The 17,697-nt window shown below is 60.1% G+C and carries 15 protein-coding genes; all 15 read right to left on the bottom strand.

What is annotated here, in order from left to right; translation table 11 throughout:
* Nucleotides 1-2: 2 nt before the first annotated feature.
* The 15 genes from pstA to DXD24_RS07395 all read right to left on the bottom strand — a co-directional run bounded on the left by pstA (nt 3) and on the right by DXD24_RS07395 (nt 17,663).
* Nucleotides 3-908, bottom strand: a complete 906-nt coding sequence (gene pstA / locus DXD24_RS07465; protein ID WP_006234250.1) for a phosphate ABC transporter permease PstA — start codon at nt 906-908, stop codon at nt 3-5.
* A 3-nt stretch (nt 909-911) separates the two neighbouring features.
* Nucleotides 912-1,838, bottom strand: coding sequence for a phosphate ABC transporter permease subunit PstC (pstC, locus tag DXD24_RS07460; RefSeq protein ID WP_117564650.1), 927 nt, complete (start codon nt 1,836-1,838; stop codon nt 912-914).
* Between the two features lies 1 nt (nt 1,839).
* A complete protein-coding gene (locus DXD24_RS07455; RefSeq protein ID WP_117564651.1) occupies nt 1,840-2,676 on the bottom strand; it encodes a phosphate ABC transporter substrate-binding protein in 837 nt (278 codons plus the stop codon).
* Entirely contained in the window at nt 2,673-3,473 is an 801-nt protein-coding gene (locus DXD24_RS07450) for a polyphenol oxidase family protein (RefSeq protein WP_117646479.1), read from the bottom strand. Before DXD24_RS07450 ends, DXD24_RS07455 begins: the two co-directional genes overlap by 4 nt.
* 210 nt (nt 3,474-3,683) lie before the next feature.
* Nucleotides 3,684-4,838, bottom strand: a complete 1,155-nt coding sequence (ftsZ, locus tag DXD24_RS07445) for a cell division protein FtsZ (RefSeq protein WP_055251674.1) — start codon at nt 4,836-4,838, stop codon at nt 3,684-3,686.
* 199 nt (nt 4,839-5,037) lie between these two features.
* Complete coding sequence (locus DXD24_RS07440) at nt 5,038-6,294, bottom strand: cell division protein FtsQ/DivIB (protein ID WP_233502359.1); 1,257 nt, start codon at nt 6,292-6,294, stop codon at nt 5,038-5,040.
* On the bottom strand, nt 6,251-7,162 hold the full coding sequence (murB, locus tag DXD24_RS07435; RefSeq protein WP_117636007.1) for a UDP-N-acetylmuramate dehydrogenase: 912 nt from the start codon (nt 7,160-7,162) through the stop codon (nt 6,251-6,253). The genes DXD24_RS07440 and murB overlap by 44 nt, the downstream gene beginning before the upstream one ends.
* A gap of 5 nt (nt 7,163-7,167) precedes the next feature.
* Nucleotides 7,168-8,586, bottom strand: a complete 1,419-nt coding sequence (gene murC, locus DXD24_RS07430) for a UDP-N-acetylmuramate--L-alanine ligase (protein ID WP_117646478.1) — start codon at nt 8,584-8,586, stop codon at nt 7,168-7,170.
* Between the two features lie 97 nt (nt 8,587-8,683).
* Complete coding sequence (murG, locus tag DXD24_RS07425; RefSeq protein WP_117646477.1) at nt 8,684-9,799, bottom strand: undecaprenyldiphospho-muramoylpentapeptide beta-N-acetylglucosaminyltransferase; 1,116 nt, start codon at nt 9,797-9,799, stop codon at nt 8,684-8,686.
* Nucleotides 9,789-11,309, bottom strand: a complete 1,521-nt coding sequence (gene ftsW / locus DXD24_RS07420; RefSeq protein ID WP_147326357.1) for a putative lipid II flippase FtsW — start codon at nt 11,307-11,309, stop codon at nt 9,789-9,791. Before ftsW ends, murG begins: the two co-directional genes overlap by 11 nt.
* 9 nt (nt 11,310-11,318) lie before the next feature.
* Nucleotides 11,319-12,725: a UDP-N-acetylmuramoyl-L-alanine--D-glutamate ligase gene (murD, locus tag DXD24_RS07415; RefSeq protein ID WP_117646475.1), complete on the bottom strand. Its 1,407-nt coding sequence runs from the start codon at nt 12,723-12,725 to the stop codon at nt 11,319-11,321.
* 9 nt (nt 12,726-12,734) lie between these two features.
* Entirely contained in the window at nt 12,735-13,754 is a 1,020-nt protein-coding gene (gene mraY, locus DXD24_RS07410) for a phospho-N-acetylmuramoyl-pentapeptide-transferase (RefSeq protein WP_117646474.1), read from the bottom strand.
* Between the two features lie 3 nt (nt 13,755-13,757).
* Nucleotides 13,758-15,182, bottom strand: a complete 1,425-nt coding sequence (gene murF / locus DXD24_RS07405) for a UDP-N-acetylmuramoyl-tripeptide--D-alanyl-D-alanine ligase (RefSeq protein ID WP_117564664.1) — start codon at nt 15,180-15,182, stop codon at nt 13,758-13,760.
* 127 nt (nt 15,183-15,309) lie between these two features.
* Complete coding sequence (locus DXD24_RS07400) at nt 15,310-17,010, bottom strand: peptidoglycan D,D-transpeptidase FtsI family protein (protein WP_369832001.1); 1,701 nt, start codon at nt 17,008-17,010, stop codon at nt 15,310-15,312.
* A gap of 182 nt (nt 17,011-17,192) precedes the next feature.
* A complete protein-coding gene (locus tag DXD24_RS07395) occupies nt 17,193-17,663 on the bottom strand; it encodes a hypothetical protein (RefSeq protein WP_022094483.1) in 471 nt (156 codons plus the stop codon).
* Between the last annotated feature and the right edge of the window lie 34 nt (nt 17,664-17,697).

The raw sequence follows: 17,697 nt of genomic DNA, 5'->3' as shown, positions 1-17,697 counted from the left end.
AACTAGCGACGCTTGCGCGACAGGAAGCGCGCAAACAGGTTGAAGGCCAGAATGATCACCATCAGCAAGAGCGCGGTGCCGTAGGCTGCGTTCATGTTGATGCCGTCGTTGGCAAGCAGGTACAGGTGAACGGTCATGGGGCGGCCGGAATCGAGCGGCGAGATAGGTAGATTGATGGCCTGGCCCATGGTGTAGAGCACCACGGCGGTCTCGCCAATGGCACGGCCGATGGCAAGGACAATGCCCGTGGCAATACGGCCAAAGGCAGAAGGAAGCACGATCTTGGAGACAACCTGCCACTTGGTGGCGCCCAGGCCGTACGCGCCCCAACGGATATAGCGCGGAACAGCGCGAATGGCCTCTTCGGTGGTGCGCATGACGATGGGAAGCATCAAGAGCGCGAGTGCCAGAGCGGCAGAGACCATCGAAAGGCCCAGGCCCATGGCCTCGACAAACAAGGCGTAGCCAAACAGGCCCATAACGATGGAGGGCACCGAAGCCAAAGCGTCGGCAGCGTAGCGAATGAGCTCGACGACCTTGCCCTGCTTGGCGTACTCGGCCAGATAGACGGCTGCCAGCACAGCGATCGGCGTGCAGATAAGCATAGCGAGCGCCGTCACATAGACGGTCGAGACGATCGTGGGCCAAATTCCGCCCTCGGCGTTGACGCCCTGGGGCCAACCGAAGATAAAGTCGAGTGAGATATGCGGCAGGCCGTTAATGACCACGTAGGCGATGATAGCGACCAGCACCAGCGTGGTGATGTATGCCGCGGCACGGAACACGCCAAGCATGATCTTGTTGGACAGGTCCTTGTTGATGCGGCCCTTCTTGCCGTGGGAAAGGGCACGCTTGATGCGCTCGCGCGACGAGGTCGTATCGACCGTCGTGTCAACGGAATCGGACATAGCCTACCCCCTCTTCTTCTTGGAAACCAGGCGGACGATGCCCACCAGCGTGGCGGAAATGATAAACAGGACCACGCCCATGCCGAACAGCGCCGAGCGATGCAGACCCGAGGAATAGCTCATGTCGAGCGCAATCTGGCTCGTGAGCGTCGAGATGGGGCTCGCAATGCTGTCGGGAATAACCGGGGCGTTACCCACGACCATGAGCACGGCCATGGTCTCGCCGATGGCACGGCCCATACCCAGCACGATGGCATCCACGATACCCAGCTTGGCGGCAGGTAACACGACCTTATAGATAGTCTGCCACTTGGTGGCGCCCATGGCATACGATGCCTCGCGAATGCCCATGGGAATGGAATTGAGAGCATCGATGGTAAGCGTCGTGATGGTGGGCACGATCATAATGGCGAGCACGAACCACGCCGTCAGCGCGCCAAAACCAAGACCGCCGGTCAGTTGTGCGATAAACGGGCGGATGATGATCATGCCAAAGAAGCCATAGATGATAGAAGGGATGCCGGCCAACAGGTCAACGGCAGGGCTGATGAGCTTGCGCACGCGCTTGCTGGCGATCTCGACCAGATACACGGCCGTGCCCACGCCTAGGGGCACACCCATGGCGAGCGCGCCGACGGTCACCAGACCCGAGCCGGCAAGCAGCGACACGATGCCGTAGTGACCCTCAGAGGGCGCCCACGTAAAGCTAAAGAAGTCCGCCAGACCGATGTCGGTAAAGACGGGCAGCGCCGAGTACGTGGTAAAGACAAAAATCAGGATGACGGTAACCACCGCCAAGAACGCGCAGGCAAAGAAGATCCACTGCAGCGCCTTCTCCTTGATATAGGTGCTGCGCGATACGAGCGCCAGCTCGCGCTTCTTGGGCGCCTGACCATTCTGCTCAGTCTGGGAGTTTTCCTGTGCTTCCATGCTACTCACTCCCCTTCTCGTCGTTGGTGACGGGGATAAAGCCCGCCTCGCGAATCTGCTTGTCCATCTTTTCGGACGTCACATAGTCGATGTAATCCTGCGCCTGCTGCGAAGGCGCACCCTTCACAAAGAAGTAAAGGTCGCGTGAGATGGGATAGCCGCCGCTCGCGACCGTCTTCTCGGACGCCTCAACATGATTGACCGAGACGGCCTTGACCGAGGTCTTGGCGTTGAGGCTATCGACGAAGCCCAGCGAAATGTAGCCAATGGCACCGTGCGAACGAGATACCACGTCGCGCACCTGGCCCGTGCCCGAAAGAACGGCCGAGCGGCGATCGAACGGGGTGCCGTCCATCACGATGGTGCGGAAGGCTTCACGCGTGCCGGATGCCTCGTCTCGGTTGATGACCTGAATCTTCAGGTCCTCGCCACCGACCTCTTTCCAATTAGTAATCTTGCCGGCATAGATATCGCGGAGCTGCTCGGTCGAGAGGTTATCGACCGGGTTATCGTCGTTCACGATGACCGCGATACCGTCGTGGGCAATGACGATGGGAGTCAGGCCCAGATCCTGTTCGTCGGCATTGAGTCCACGGGAGGAGCTGGCGATATCGGCCGTGCCAGCGCTGACGGCTTCGATGCCAGCGGAAGAGCCCAAACCGGAAACGAGCACGTCGATGCCGGTCTCCTCCTTAAAGCCCTCTGCCGCAATCTCGGCGATAGGAAGGCAGGTCGTGGAGCCGGCCACGGTAATGGAAGAGGTAGAAGATCCCGAAGAACAGGCGCACAGCGTAAGCGTAAGCACAGCGGCGCTCAGGACCGATACGATCTTTCTCATAGCATCACGCCGATCGCAGCATGGCGCCCACAGGTGCCGTCCTCGTTACGGTAGGAATAAAAGCGGTCGTTCTGGCGCACAGTCGAAAGCTGGGTATCCACGATATTATCCGCGTCCACACCGGCATCTACCAGCGCCTCACAAATGGCAGCGGAAAGATCGAGCATGCGAGAGGCACTCGCATCGATGCAAGAGAACTCGACGGCAAAGCGATCCATGAGTTCCTGGGATACCTCATATTCGTCAGCCAAGATATGGGGGCCGATATAGGCGGAAACGTCGCTCGCATCGCAGCCGGCAGCATCGCAAAGCGCCTGGCACGCCTTGGCAGAAATACGTGCAATCGTGCCCTTCCAACCGGAGTGCACCACGGCAAACCCGCCGGGGGCCACCAGCACCACGGGAACGCAGTCGGCAAAGCAGAGCAGCACGGGCACGTCATGGGCCGTACAGACGATGGCATCGCAGCCCTCAGCAATCTGCTCGCGAACAGCCTCAAGATCGTCGGCGCCGTTCGAAGTCACCGTAACGATATGGTCACCATGTACCTGATTGGGCACGAGCAGATTATGCTCGCACTCAGTGGCACCCATAGCTTCGAGCGCTCGACGACGATTTTCTTGAACAGCAAAGGGGTCATCGCCTACATGCGAGCCCAGGTTGAGCGAGGAGTACGCATCTTCAGAAACGCCACCGGTGCGCTCGGTAAAGGCAAAACGGACATCGGATGTCGCGCCCTCCACCAACGTAACTCCATCATGGTCGACACGCGAAACCCTGTCCGCACGTGCTGCCATACTAAAGCCTCCTAATAACACAAGTACCGCGGCGTCGCCGCGCAGTCCGCGTTTATACGGCTGTCATACTTCCTTAAAAGGATACCCGCAGCGGTAGGGACCAAACGTAAAGGGAACGTAAGGAGATTGGAGGCTTTCGTTTACAAACGAGAAACAAAACGGGGTGCATCCAAATGGACACACCCCGTGCAGGTCGTTGAGAAAAACGAACTAGAAGCTACCGCGCTTCAGGAAGTCGGGAAGCTCGAACTGGTCGTTGCCAAAGTTGGGCAGCTCGGTACCACCGACGTTGCGGGTCGGAGCGGCCTGAGCCGGGCTGGCAGCCGGGGCGGTGCGCTGCGGCTCAGCGGAGGCAGCGGCCTTGCTCTGAGACTGCTGAGCAGCAAAGAGCTCATCCTGACGGTTGACGTTGGAGTCGGAGAAGCCCGTAGCGATGACGGTGATACGCACCTGATCGCCCAGGGACTCGTCGACAACGGTACCGAAGATGATGTTGGCCTCGGGGTCGACGGCGTTGGCGACAACGTCGGCGGCGTCGCTGATCTCCTGGATGCCCAGGTCCTTGGAACCGGCGATGGAGAGCAGCACGCGCGTGGCACCATCGATGGAGCTCTCGAGCAGCGGGCTGGAGATGGCCTGCTGGGCAGCGTCGACGGCACGAGTATCCCCAGAAGAGGTACCGATACCCATCATGGCGGTACCGGCCTGCTTCATGATGGTCTTAACATCGGCGAAGTCCAGGTTGATGATACCGGGGACGGTGATGAGGTCGGTGATGCCCTGGGTGCCCTGGGAAAGGACGCCATCGGCAATCGCGAAGGCCTCGAGCATGGTGGTCTTCTTCTCGGCGATGTCGAGCAGCTTATCGTTAGGAATGACGATCATGGTGTCGACGCAATCGGAGAGGGTCTTGATGCCCTCCTCGGCGCTCTTCTTACGCTTGCGGCCCTCGAAGGTGAAGGGCTTGGTCACGACGGCGACGGTCAGTGCGCCGACCTCGTTCATCGCGATATCGGCAACGATGGGAGCAGCGCCGGTACCGGTGCCGCCGCCCTCGCCGCAGGTGATAAACACCATGTCGGCGCCAGCGAGCGCCTCGGCGATGTCGTCGCGGGACTCATCGGCAGCCTTGCGGCCAACCTCGGGATTGGCGCCGGCGCCCAGGCCGCGGGTAAGGTCGGTGCCGATGTGCACCTTGATATCGGCATCAGAGATCGCGAGTGCCTGAGCATCGGTGTTGATGGCAACAAACTCGACGCCGCGGATGCCCTCTTCGATCATTCGATTGACCGCGTTGGTACCGCCGCCGCCGACGCCGACCACCTTAATGACGGCAAGGTAGTTGTTGATCTCTGTCTCGTGCATGTCGGTCCTCCGAACAAAGGTTATAGCCATAGCATGGGTCGACCCCTGCGCACATTAACCTTCAGGTTGAAAGTAAATGCAAAGGTAAACCGTATTATGTTTGCACATTATGAACGTATCAGTCAAATAATTGACCGTGAAAACCAAACAAACCAGATAAACGGCGTGGTATGGCCCCTCAACAAAGCATCAACCAGCGCTACGAGGTCGGAGCATTCCTAAATGTGTAGTTGCCCGGAGAGCGCACATTGATATACGTTACGCCCTCTACCTGCGAAAGCAACTTGGTGACTACGCGTTCCTTCTTGGCGATATCGTCCGAATCGCCCAGCGACACCTCAATGCCGTTATTGAGGTTTGCCGAGATGGCTTCGACCGAAGGCGTGGAAATATCCTTGACTTGTCCCAAGAACTCGCTCGAAAAACCACGCACATAATCCAGGCCGGCCTTAACGGCTTTGGAGTTCACCGCCTGGCCGGAAACCGGAGCGACATCCGCCGAGACATCAGTCAATAACACCGCGCCATAATGCTTGGCGAGCGCCAGCGCGGCATCGATTCCGGTCAAGGTATTTGAGCCCTGCCCTGTCGTGATGACGTTGCCCTGGTCGTCCACTTCGACCGACGTCGACAGCGGGGCGATCCAGGTGTCATCGTCTCCGATAGCCCAGGCAAGGTCGTCGGAGCTGATATACGCAATGGCGATAACTTTACGCTCCGTCGGCGTGATGATAAGCGTATGGGGAAACTGGCGCTGGACATCCACGCCCGAAACCCACGGGTTCTGCTTGAGATCCTCGGTAATCTGGTCGGGATCGACGTTAAAAAGCGACGTTCCCTCGGGCAAGTCGATCAGCTGGATAGCATCGTGCTTCGTCACATGCTCGCTGCCTTGAATCTGAATATCAGTGGCAGTAAACAGTCCAGAGTTGATCACCACGATGGCAACGACGACGAGCACGGCCAAGACGGCCAGAACGCCGCCCACGATTTTGCCTTTGCCTGTAACGACAGAAGCGGCATCTGATGTTTTATTTGCCATCGCTCCAAGTGAAGATAACGGGTTGAAACCTTTTTTACTCGAAGGCTTCTTGGCGGTAGCCGGCACCGATGTCAGCGAGCGCGGTTTCGATGCGCCCAGCGTGAGACCTGGACGCGCCGCTTTAGTTCCCGTCGAGGGCTTGGGAGCTGCCATGGGACGGGCAGGCTTGGCGCCCATAACAGGCTTTGACGTCACCGAGGGACGAGAGGACTTTTTTGCGGCCGGACGATTACCGAGCTGCGAGCCGACGACCGGACGACTGGTCTGTCGAGCATGCCCGACAGACTTAGAGTGCGCGACGGTATTGCGTTGAGGTTTGGCAGGCGCGCCGGAACGCCCTCCGGCGCGGCGGAAGGTGGGTTTCGATGCTCTAGAAGCCGAGGAATTTAACTTCCGGTCTGAGCTCGATGCCATACGCCTCCCTCACCTTTCCGTGCACATGTCTGATAACCGCGGCAACGTCATCGGCCGAGGCAGTTCCGTTATTAACGATAAAATTAGCGTGAACGGGCGAAACTTCCGCGCCGCCAATCGAAAAACCCTTTAATCCACAATCCTCGATAAGCTTGCCCACACTCGCATCGGGCGGGTTGCGAAAGACAGACCCGCAGGATGCGCGACCCATGGGCTGCGTACGCTTGCGCCTTGTAAGGTACCGCTCCATGCGCTCGCGAATGTCGGCCTTGGGCGCCGGTTTAAGCTTGAGCACGCACTCGAGGATGATCTCATTGCGGGGAAGGCTACATTCGCGGTAGCCCCAAGAGATCTCGGACCCCGCATAATGCTTGATACCGGATGCCGGGTCAAACGTTACGACATCCTCAACCAGCGAGCCAATCCACTCGGTCCGCGTGCCGGCATTCATAGATATCGCACCGCCGACCGAACCAGGAATGCCAACGGCAAACTCAAGGCCCGAGAGGCTACGCGACAGGGCATCGTTGACCAGGCGCGCAAACATCACGCCCGCACCGACCGTCAGCGTACAACCGTCATCGGCAACAACCGTGCGCTGGAACTCACGTCCGAGCGAAATGACGGCACCGCGATAACCGCCATCGGCAACCAGCAGATTGGAGCCCTTGCCGATGATGACCCACGGCACCTGCTCGCGATCGAGCACCGCCACGGCGCGGCGGAGGGCATGATAGCTATGGCACGTCACAAAGAGGTCGGCCTTGCCGCCGATACGATAGCTCGTATGACGCGCAAGGCGCTCGTCCTCGATCACATCCGTGTCGATCATGCCCGAGAGCGCCATGACGGCGTTAAACAGACCCATTAGACTTAAGCGTCTTTCTTGGCAGTCAGATACTCAATGAACTCGGGACCGACGGTCGTAACGTCGCCGGCACCCATGGTGAGCAGCAGGTCGCCCTCGCCCACCATCTGCTCGAGCTCCTGATTGAGCTCAAGACGGCTGGAGCAGTACACGACCTCCTTGCCAGGATGCTTGGCGCGCACGGTATCGGCGAGCATCTTAGAGGTGACACCCGGAATGGGCATCTCGCCAGCCGAGAACACATCAATCAGCAGCAGTTTATCGGCATTGGCAAATGCATCGGCAAAGTCGTCGCACAGGGCCTGCAGGCGCGAATAGCGGTGCGGCTGGAACACGACGTCGACGTGCTTGTAACCCAGCGACGAAGCGGCAGCAAGCGTCGCCTTGATCTCGGTGGGGTGATGGCCGTAATCATCGACCACGGTGATGCCATCGATATCGCCCACGTGGGTAAAGCGACGGCGGACGCCCTCAAAGCTCGAGAGCGCCTTGGCGGCGGCGTCGATGTCAAGGCCCAGGACATGGGCGACGGTGAGCACCGCCGTGGCGTTGAGCATGTTGTGGCGACCAGGATTGCTCTTGATCTCCACAGCGCGCTCAGTGCCGTCCTCAAAGCGAACGATAAAGTCACTCTGGATGCCCTTGACATCCGGGTGCATGCAGACGATGTCGTTGCTCTCGGCAAAGCCGTAGGAAAGCACGTGACGGCCCGTCGACTTGGCGAGCTCGACCAGATGCGGGTCCTCACCGCAGACGATGACGGCGCCGTCCTCGCCCACCAGGCTCATGAATTTGGCGAAAGTTGCCTCGATCTCCTCGATACCCGAGTAGTGATCGAGGTGGTCGGCCTCGACGTTGGTCACAATGACTACGTTGGGGTTCAGGAACAGGAAGGAGCTGTCGGACTCGTCGGCCTCGGCGACAAAGTAGTCGCCCGAGCCGTTCTTGCCGTTCGTGTCATAGCCCTCGACGATGCCACCGATCAGGAAGCTCGGATCCAGACCCATGCGGTCGAGCATGGTGGCACACATCGAAGACGTGGTGGTCTTGCCATGCGTGCCGGCAACAGCGACGGTGGTGTAGCCGTGACCCAAAGCAGAGAGCATCTTGGCACGGGGCCACACGGGAATACCAAGCTCGCGAGCGCGCACGAGTTCAGGGTTGGACTCCGGAATAGCGGTGGAGACAACAACCACGTCGGGCTTGACCTCGTCGATCGTGGCGGCCTCATGGCCCACATGCACCTTCACACCAGCGCGGGTAAGCTGGCGGATATAACGTGACGTCTTAAGGTCGGAGCCGGTAACGGCATAACCGCGCTCGTGCAGAACGAGGGCGATGCCGCTCATGCCGGCGCCGCCGATACCGATAAAGTGGGCGCTCTTAAACTCGGGCGCGGAGGTTGCAGTCTGGGAATCAGCCATGTGCTCGTGTACTCCTTGCGTAAACACTGCCTGTAACCCGTTAACTGTACCGCACCTACCGCATCAGCGCGAGGGCGACCGACGATATCCCGTCTAACTAACGTAAACCCTCTACCGCATCCGCCAGAAGAGCGGCGGCCCTATCCTGAGCCAGACCACGTGCCGCCTGACGCATGGCGTCGCGCGCCGCCGCGTCATCGACCAGGTGCAGCAGCTCATCGGCAAAGGCAGAACCGTCGATATCGGCATCGGCGCAGAGCACGCCGGCCCCGGCGTCGACCAGATAACGGGCATTGGTGGTTTGGTGGTCGGCCGTCGCATGCGGATACGGCACGAGCACCGAGGGCACGGCAAGCGCAGCGATCTCGGCCACGCTCGATGCGCCCGAACGCGAGAGCACCAAATCGGCAGCAGCCAGCATATCGCCCATGTTGTCGATGTAAGGCTGGACGCGGTAACGCTTCGCCTCCTCGGGCGTCAGCGCCAAAGTGCGCTCGGTCTCCTCAAAGCCATCGGCACCCGTCGAATGCAACACATAGAGGTTCTTGCGCGAAAGCAGCTCGTTTTTGAGCGAAACCACGCGCTCGTTGAGGTGCTGGGCGCCAAGTGAACCGCCAAAGACGAGCAGCAGCGTAGCGTCCTCGGGCACACCAAGCGTCTTGCGGCCGCGAGCGCGATCGCCCTCGATTACCGAGCGACGTACGGGGTTGCCGGTCATGAGCACGTGGTCAGGGTCACCTTCGCGCTCAAAGACCGCGCGCGCTGCCGGCACCGAGATGCACACGCGGGCGGCGTGGGAGTTCATCATCTTGTTGGCCAGGCCCGGAACAGAGTTCTGCTCATGCAGCAGATACGGAACGCCCGCGCCCTTGCACCACCCCAGCAGCGGAACCTCGACATAGGCACCAAAACCGATGGCGGCATCGGGCTTGCCGACCTTTGAGAAATGACTGGCGAGCGCACGCTTGGCCTTGTTGACACGCCACAGGGAGGTCAGCGCCGTCCAAGGACGGGAGCGGTCGAAGCCCGTGACCGTAATGGGCACAAAATCAAACCCAGCCTCGGGGACCAGACGACCCTCGAGCTTGCGTGACTGGCCCACGAACACAACGTGGTGGCCACGATCACGCAGCTCTTCGGCCAAGGCGAGCGCGGGGTTGATGTGTCCCGCCGTGCCGCCGGCTGCAATAGCAACGGTCATCTTATCGGTCATGGTAGTCCCTTCGTACACGCGGTCCCTGGTCGTCGGTGCGTAGACGCGCCGACGGGTCCGAGTTCAAATCGATTCGATTATATCCGCCGCCCGCATTGCGAGGAGTTGGGCGCTGCGGACGACCTTGCGGCGCCGTTCGCTGACGCGGACGGGCTGCCGGCTCGGTCGCAGAGCCATCCAGGACGGTAAAACCGTTACGCGAAGATCGCTCACCGCGCACGTGGGGCACGCCGGCGGTACTCTCATCCATAACGGCAAAGCTCTCGCGGCGACGGTCGTACTCATCGCGACGGGCGCTCTCGTACGAAACGCGCAGGATCAACCCGGCAAGCATGAGCGACACGATAATCGACGAACCGCCATAGCTAATAAACGGCAACGGTTTGCCCGTCATGGGAAACACGTTGAGGATGCCCAGCGCATTGATCAAAAACTGTACCGCGAGAATGACCGCAGAGCCAGACGCCATGAGCGCGCCCCGACGATCGGTCGCCTGCTCGGCAATGCGAAACGCCGAGTAGATCAGCATCGCAAACACCAAGAAGAACAGCACGGTTCCGACAAAGCCGACTTCCTCGCCAATGATGGCCAGGATGTAGTCATTGTGCGCCTCGGGCAGATACGAGTACTTCATGGTTGAGTTGCCGATGCCACGGCCGAACAGACCGCCCGAGGCAAAGGCCATGATGGCAAGCGTGGCCTGATAGCCGTCACCATACTCGTCAGCCCAAGGGTTCAAGGCAACCTGAATACGCACCATACGGTACGGCTCTGCGACAAGTGCAATCACGATCACGAGAATGCCGAAGATTAGCACGCCGATGATAAATCTCGGGTCGAGACCCGCAAACAACGCCATGCACATGAGGGTCAACAGGATGATCAGGACAGTACCGAAATCGGGCTGGATAAAGATCAGAAAGAGCGAAATACCCAGGTAGATGCCCATCTTGCGAAGGAATTCGTTGATGTTGCCGCCGGGCGAAAAGATACGGTCGAGCATGATTGCCGAATACGCGATGGCGAACGGCTTTAAAAACTCAGACGGCTGGAACTGAATACCGGCGATGTTGAGCCAGCGCGTGGCGCCACGACTGCCGCTACCCATAAAGAACACCAGAACCAGTAGCCCTATCATGCCCATGAGGAAGATCCTGAGCACGTCTTCCCCAAACCAACTGTCCGGCAAGACGCGCACGATGGCAACCATAGCCAGCACGCCAACTCCGGCAAACGCGGCCTGTCGAAACAGGAAAAACGTCGCCGAACCATTCTCGTGCAGCGCCTCGACCGAAGATGCCGAGTACACCATCAGCAGACCAAAGCACACCAAAGTAAACAGGCAGGCCATAAATATCAGACGGGGGCGCATGATGCGGGCGGGGACGCCGGCAATATAGCGCTCACTGAACGTCTGCCCGCCGCGTCCGGAACGCGGCGTGCTACGCAGCGAGGAAGCACGGTCCGAGTCGGGCCTCCTCATATCACTTCGGGGGCTCTCCTCTCTCACCGGCAACCCCTATTCCGTTTGCGATTTCGCTGCTGCGGCAAGCTGGGCCACGTAGTCCTTAAACACGCGACCGCGCTCCTCGTAGCCCGAGAACTCGTCGAACGAAGAGCAAGCGGGCGAAAGCAGGATTACGTCGCCGCGGCTCGAGAGCGAGCGGGCAACGTCAACGGCATCGCGCAGATCATCGGCCTGGGCGATATCCACGTCACCATCGACATCGGCCTCGTCCATAGCGGCGGTAAAGCGCTCGCGCGCATCGCCAAAGCAAACGACCGAGCGCACGTTGTCCATAACGACGCGGGCAAAGTCCGCAAGCGGCGTACCCTTATCGTGGCCGCCGAGCAGCAAGATCACGTTGTCATCGGGAAATGCCGTCAGTGCCTTCTCGACCGCGTCGGTGTTGGTCGCCTTGGAATCGTTGACGTAGCGCACTCCGTCAATCTCGCCGCACGGCTCCACGCGGTGCTCGAGCGGCTGGAACGAGGCCAGACCGCGGCAAATGCCCTCGGGATTGGCACCGACGGCCAGGACAGCCGTGGCAGCGCACAGGGCATTGATAACATTATGATGGCCCGAGATCTTGAGCTCGGATGTAGCGATGAGCGGGGTCTCGACGCCCTTCAGGCGCACGATCATCTTGCCATCGCGCACAAAGGCGACATCCTCACCCTCTGGCTCGTCAAAGGCAACCTTGCAGATGCGACGACCCGGCGTGTAGATGTACTCATCGAACTCATGGATGCCGGCATCCTCAACGTCGACAACCACCAGATCGTCATCGACCATATTGTCAAACAGTTTGATCTTGGCAAGCGCATAGTTCTTATGGCTCTTGTGCCAGCCCAGGTGGTCGGGAGTGATGTTGAGCAGCACCGCCACGCGAGGGTGGAGCTCGGTGGTCGTAGCAATCTGATAGCTCGAGAGCTCAGCCACAAACCACTCGTTGTGGGCTCGGCCGTCAATCTCGTTGACCGGCGGCTCGCCGATGTTGCCGACAGCTACACTGGCCTCGCCGGCAGCCTTGAGCAGATAATCAGTCAGCGACGTGGTGGTCGTTTTGCCGTTGGTGCCCGTGATGGCGATCCAGTTATCGGGCGACAGGCGATAGGCAAACTCGGGCTCACCCATAATCTGGGCGGCATGCTCGCGCCCGGCCTTAAAGAAGCCCGAGAACTCCGAGATGCCCGGGCACGTCACGCATACGTCATAGGCGCCCTCGACCTGTTCGGTCCCATAGACAAACGACGCACCAGCAGCCTCGAGCGCACGCGTGGCGTCATTGGGCTCAGAGGTGCCGCCGCCATACACGGTAACGGCACTTACGCGCTCGGGATGTGCCAGCGCCCAGCGGGCGACATCGAGACCGGATTTGCCCTGACCCAAAACGAGCAGGCTAAAGACATCAGCAAGAGGCATGAAAGACCACTATCCCAACTGGAAGAACAAGGCAAGGCCAACGGCACCAAAGGCCGCAGCGATAATCCAAAAACGGATGACGACCTTGATCTCGGCCCAGCCCTTCTTTTCGAAATGATGATGGATGGGCGCCATAAGGAAGACGCGCTTGTGCGTAAAGTGGAAGTAGACAACCTGAATCATGACCGAAAGGGTCTCAACGATAAACAGGCCGCCGATGATGAGGGAGACGACCTCGGTGTTGGTCATGATGGACGTGCAGGCAAACGCGGCGCCCAGGGCAAGCGAGCCGGTATCGCCCATAAAGATGCTCGCCGGATAGCAGTTGAACCACAGAAAGCCCAAGCAGGCACCGGCACACGCGGTGCAGAAGATGGACAGGTTCACGTCTCCGTGCAAAAACGCCATCGCAGCCATGGCGAGCATGGCGATCATGGAGGTGCCGCCAGCAAGACCGTCAAGGCCATCGGTCAGGTTCACGGCATTAGAAAGACCGGCGATCATCAGCCAGCAAAAGACAATGTAGAGCCACGGGAACGAAAGGCCGCAGATGGTGGTCGAAAGCACGCCAAGGTCGATCGTCAACCCACCGGGAAAACGAATCTCGGGGGCGACGCCGCACCAGTTGACGGCAAGTACCGTAAAGGTAACGCAGATGATGGTAAGGCCGATCATTTTGGCATGAGGCGTCAGACCGAGCGAGCGCCCATGCGTAACGGAGGTCAGGTCGTCGATCAGACCCAGCACGCCGGTCGCCAGCGTGGCGAGCAGCACGAGCACGAGCTCGGTGGTGAGCTTGCCCATCAGCAGGCAGGTCAGCGAGATCGCGACGAGGATGACAACGCCACCCATGGTGGGCGTTCCCTGCTTAACCAAATGACGCTTGGGGCCGTCGGCACGAACCTGCTGGCCGATACCCTCGACCTTGAGCAGCTTGATCCACCACGGCATGAGCAGCAGCGCAATGGCGGCGGCGATGCCAAGCCCCAAAAAAGCCTGATACGTTGGATACGAGGGATTGCCGAACATGGGCTAGCACACACCTTCCACAAAGCGGTCGAGCTCAACAAAGCGGGAACCCTTGACCAGCACAACATCATGTTTTTCAAGCGCGCCGCCCATGCGGTCGAGCACCTGCTGATAATCGGAGAACACCTGGATGCGGTCCTCGTCCATGCCCATCATGCGTGCGGCATCGGCCATAAGCTGGGCCAGCTCACCGCCCACGCACGCCAGCATGTCGAGCTTCTTGGCGGCGGCATAGGCGCCCACGAGCTCATGCATGCGAGGAGCCTCATCGCCCATCTCGCCCATCTCGCCCAGGATCGCCATGCGAGACCCCGTGCACGAAAGCGAGCACAGCAGATCGAGACCGGCTGCCATCGATTCGGCGCTGGCGTTATAGGAATCGTCGATGATGCGTGCACCACTCTTGGCGCGCTTGATCTCCTGGCGGTGCCCGGTGATCGTAAGACCCCTAAAGGCAGCATCGATCTGCTCGGGCGTCACGCCCAGGCGATAGGCAACCGCGGCGGCCTTAACGGCATTAGGAACGGACTGCACGCCGGGGATGGCAAGCATGGTATCGATCGTCTCACCCTGGCCAAAATCGAGCGTAAAGACCGGACGGCCTTCGTCATCAACGCGAACGTCGCGGGCACGGACCTCATCATCGTCCGAGACGCCGGCCAGCATCACGTCGATACCAGCAGGTTGGGCGAACGTGTCGCGAATGAACGGCGTAAAGTCGTCCTCACCGCCCAAAACCAGCAGCGGCAAATAGTCGCCAGCGGCGCACATGCCCTGAACGATCTCGGCCTTAGCGCGGGCGATGTTCTCGCGGCTGCCCAAAATGCCGATATGAGAGGTGCCGATCTTGCTCACGATGGCAAGGTTGGGATTGGCAGACTGAGACAGGCGCTCGATCTCGTGGAAATGGTTCATGCCCATCTCGAGCACCAGGACCTCGGTATCGGCCGGAGCGGAAAGCACCGTGAGCGGCATGCCGATCAGGTTATTGAAATTGCCCTTGGTGGCCCAGACACGATAGCGCTTGGCGAGCACAGCGGCGAGCACGTCCTTGGTCGTCGTCTTGCCGATGGAACCGGTAATGCCAACGACCAGGCAGCCAAGCTCCAGGCGATACGCATGCGCCAAACGCAGCAGAAACTCCTCGGGATCATCGGTCAGCAAGATGGCACAGCCCTTGTCCTGCGCCAGCGAGACCAGCTCGGCCTCGGGCTCACGCGTCATCACGACGGCGCCGGCACCCGACTGGACGGCACGGGAAGCAAAATCATTGCCGTCGACGTTTTCACCGGGAAAGGCGACGAAAATCGTCCCTTCCTCGACCTGGCGCGAGTCGATAACGCACCCGCGGCATACCCGATCGGCTTCTCCCGTCACGGTTCGGGCCCCTGTTGCGGCCGCGAGGTTGTTGACGGCGATCTCTATCATTGCAGCTCCCCTGTAAACCTAATAATGCTATCGGCGTATTGTATCCCAGCGCCGCGTATGCGTGGTGCAGGGCATGTGAACACCCCTCATATGGGACAACAAACCACGCCCCAAAGATTGTAACCCCCTACTTCGTGTGCGGGATACCCAGCACGTCGAGCGCGTTGGCCATAATGAACTGGAACGGAACCGCAGCGGCATCTGAGCCGCTCGGCGTTCCGTCGAGCGTGATATAGCACAGCACCTTGGGCGATTGTGCCGGTGCAAAGCCCATAAAGGACGACATGTAGTTCTCCTTGAGGTAGCCGCCGTTCTCGTCGGCACGTTCGGCCGTACCGGTCTTACCCGCCACGTCATAGCCGTCAACCGCGCCGCCAACGCCCGTTCCCTCCGACACGACCGTCTGCATGCACGATGTCACCTGGGATGCGGCATCCTCCGAAATCGCGCGCTCGCCTTCGCCCCAGTCCTTCTCGTCACCTTTGCTGGACTTATAGAAGTGCGGGGTCATCATCACGCCGCCGTTGGCGATGCCGCCCACGGCACGTGCGATCTCAATCGGCGAGACAGACAGCGCCTGTCCAAAGCTCATCGAGCCCAGCGTGGCGCCGTCATACTGGTCACGCTCCTTGACGATGCCCAGGCTCTCGCCCGGAAAATCGACACCAGAGCTGTGACCGATGCCCCACTTGTCCACATAGGCGGCAAAGTCGTCGGCACCGATCTTGCGCCCCACCAGGACAAAGCCTACGTTGGACGAACGGCGCATCATCTCGCGCACATCCATGGTCATGGCATAGTCGCGCTTGTCGGCATCGGTGACGGTATCGTCGCCCACCTTGATGCTCGCCGGCACCTCAAACGACGTACTCGACCGCACGACACCCAAGTCGAAGCCGGCGCCCGCCACGAGCGTCTTAAAGACCGAGCCGGGCTCGTAGGCGTCGGTGACCAGGCGCAGGTTCATATCCTCGGTCTTGGCGTTTTCCAAATTGGTCTGGTCGTAGGTCGGATACGAGCAGGCTGCCAAGATCTCGCCTGTCGTAGGATCGGTGACCAGCGCCGAGCCGTTCTTGGCCTTTGTCTTCTCGACAGCCTCTGCCAGGGCATCCTCGGCCGCACGCTGGATATTGACGTCGAGCGTCGTCACGATATCAACGCCGTCGACCGCAGCCACCTTTTTATAGGCACCGCCCGCGATATAGCTGCCGTCCCTCGCGCGCTCGCGTACGAGAGAACCGTTCGTGCCGGTCAGAAGCTTGTTGTATTGCTTTTCGAGACCCGTCAAGCCGTCGTTGTCTACATTCACTACACCCAGCACCTGCGATGCCAGATTGCCGTATGGATATACGCGCTTCATGGCCTGCTCAAAAAGCACGCCGGGCAGGTTCTTCTTCTCCAGCGCCGCAGCGTCGTCTTCGTCCACCTGGCGCTTGATATACACCCAGGTTCCATCGGACTCAACGAGCTTGCGGCAGGTCTTTTTATCGATTCCAGTTGCCTTGACCAGCGCCGACACCGTCTTGTCAACGTCCTCGACAAGCTGCGGGTTCACGGCGATGTTGCGACATTCGACCGACGACGCCAGCACGTTACCGTTGCGGTCGTAGATGGTACCGCGTTTGGCATAGAGGGTCTGCGCAAGCAGTCGGCGCGCATCGGCACGCTCGCGCAGTTTATCGGCTTCGACAATTTGATAGTCGGCAAGGCGAAAGACGCCCAAGCCCAAGCCAAGCCCAATGAAGCCCATGACGGCTTTGCGGCGAGGCAGAGGCGTGCCTGTGAGCCATTCGGTCGACGAACTCTTGCGCGACCTGGTGTTATGCACTTGGGGGCCGCCCGAGCCGCAAAGTCGCGACGCCGGGTCGTTGCCACGGGACTGCCCGGCGTTGTAAGATTGCCGACCCGTTCCTTGATAACCAGAACGCCCCCGCGACGAGGGACGTCCAGAACCGCGGCCCCCATCGGAACCGCGGCGATAGTCATTTGTCATACTCAGCTACCGTCTTGCTACTGAGCGGTCGCGGTCGCGTTGGCGCCCGCGGCTGCATCCTGCGAAAAGTCAAGTGTAACGCTCTCGCTGGGCTCCACCATGCCGTAAGCGCCCGCAAGGTCGCGAATGCGCGTGTCGGCGCCATAGACCGAATGCATGACCTCCAGGTCGGAGCTCTCATCGGTCGCCTTTTCGAGCGTGTTGGTAAGCTCGGCGTTGCTGTTGAGCACCTGGGCCGTAACGCCGGCGAGCGCCACGCGGGCGACGCCAATCGTCATGAAGATGGCCGCAATGATGCAAAACGTTTTAAGAACGCTCATGAAAACCGGGCTTACCGCCTGGTTTGCCTGACGGCCCGCGCCCGTGTAGACATCAAAGCGCGGCGTGCGCTGCTCACGGGGAGCAACGGGGGCCTGCGGCGTCTCACGATAGGCGGGCATGGCGTTCATATCATAGGCGAGTGCTGCGCTTGAAGTGTTGTAGCCCATGATATGCCGCCTCCCATCCCGAGTACGTTGGTAG

This window comes from Collinsella sp. TF12-2AT (genome assembly GCF_003436735.1).
GTDB lineage: Bacteria > Actinomycetota > Coriobacteriia > Coriobacteriales > Coriobacteriaceae > Collinsella.
This window is presented reverse-complemented; position numbering and strand designations above follow the sequence as displayed.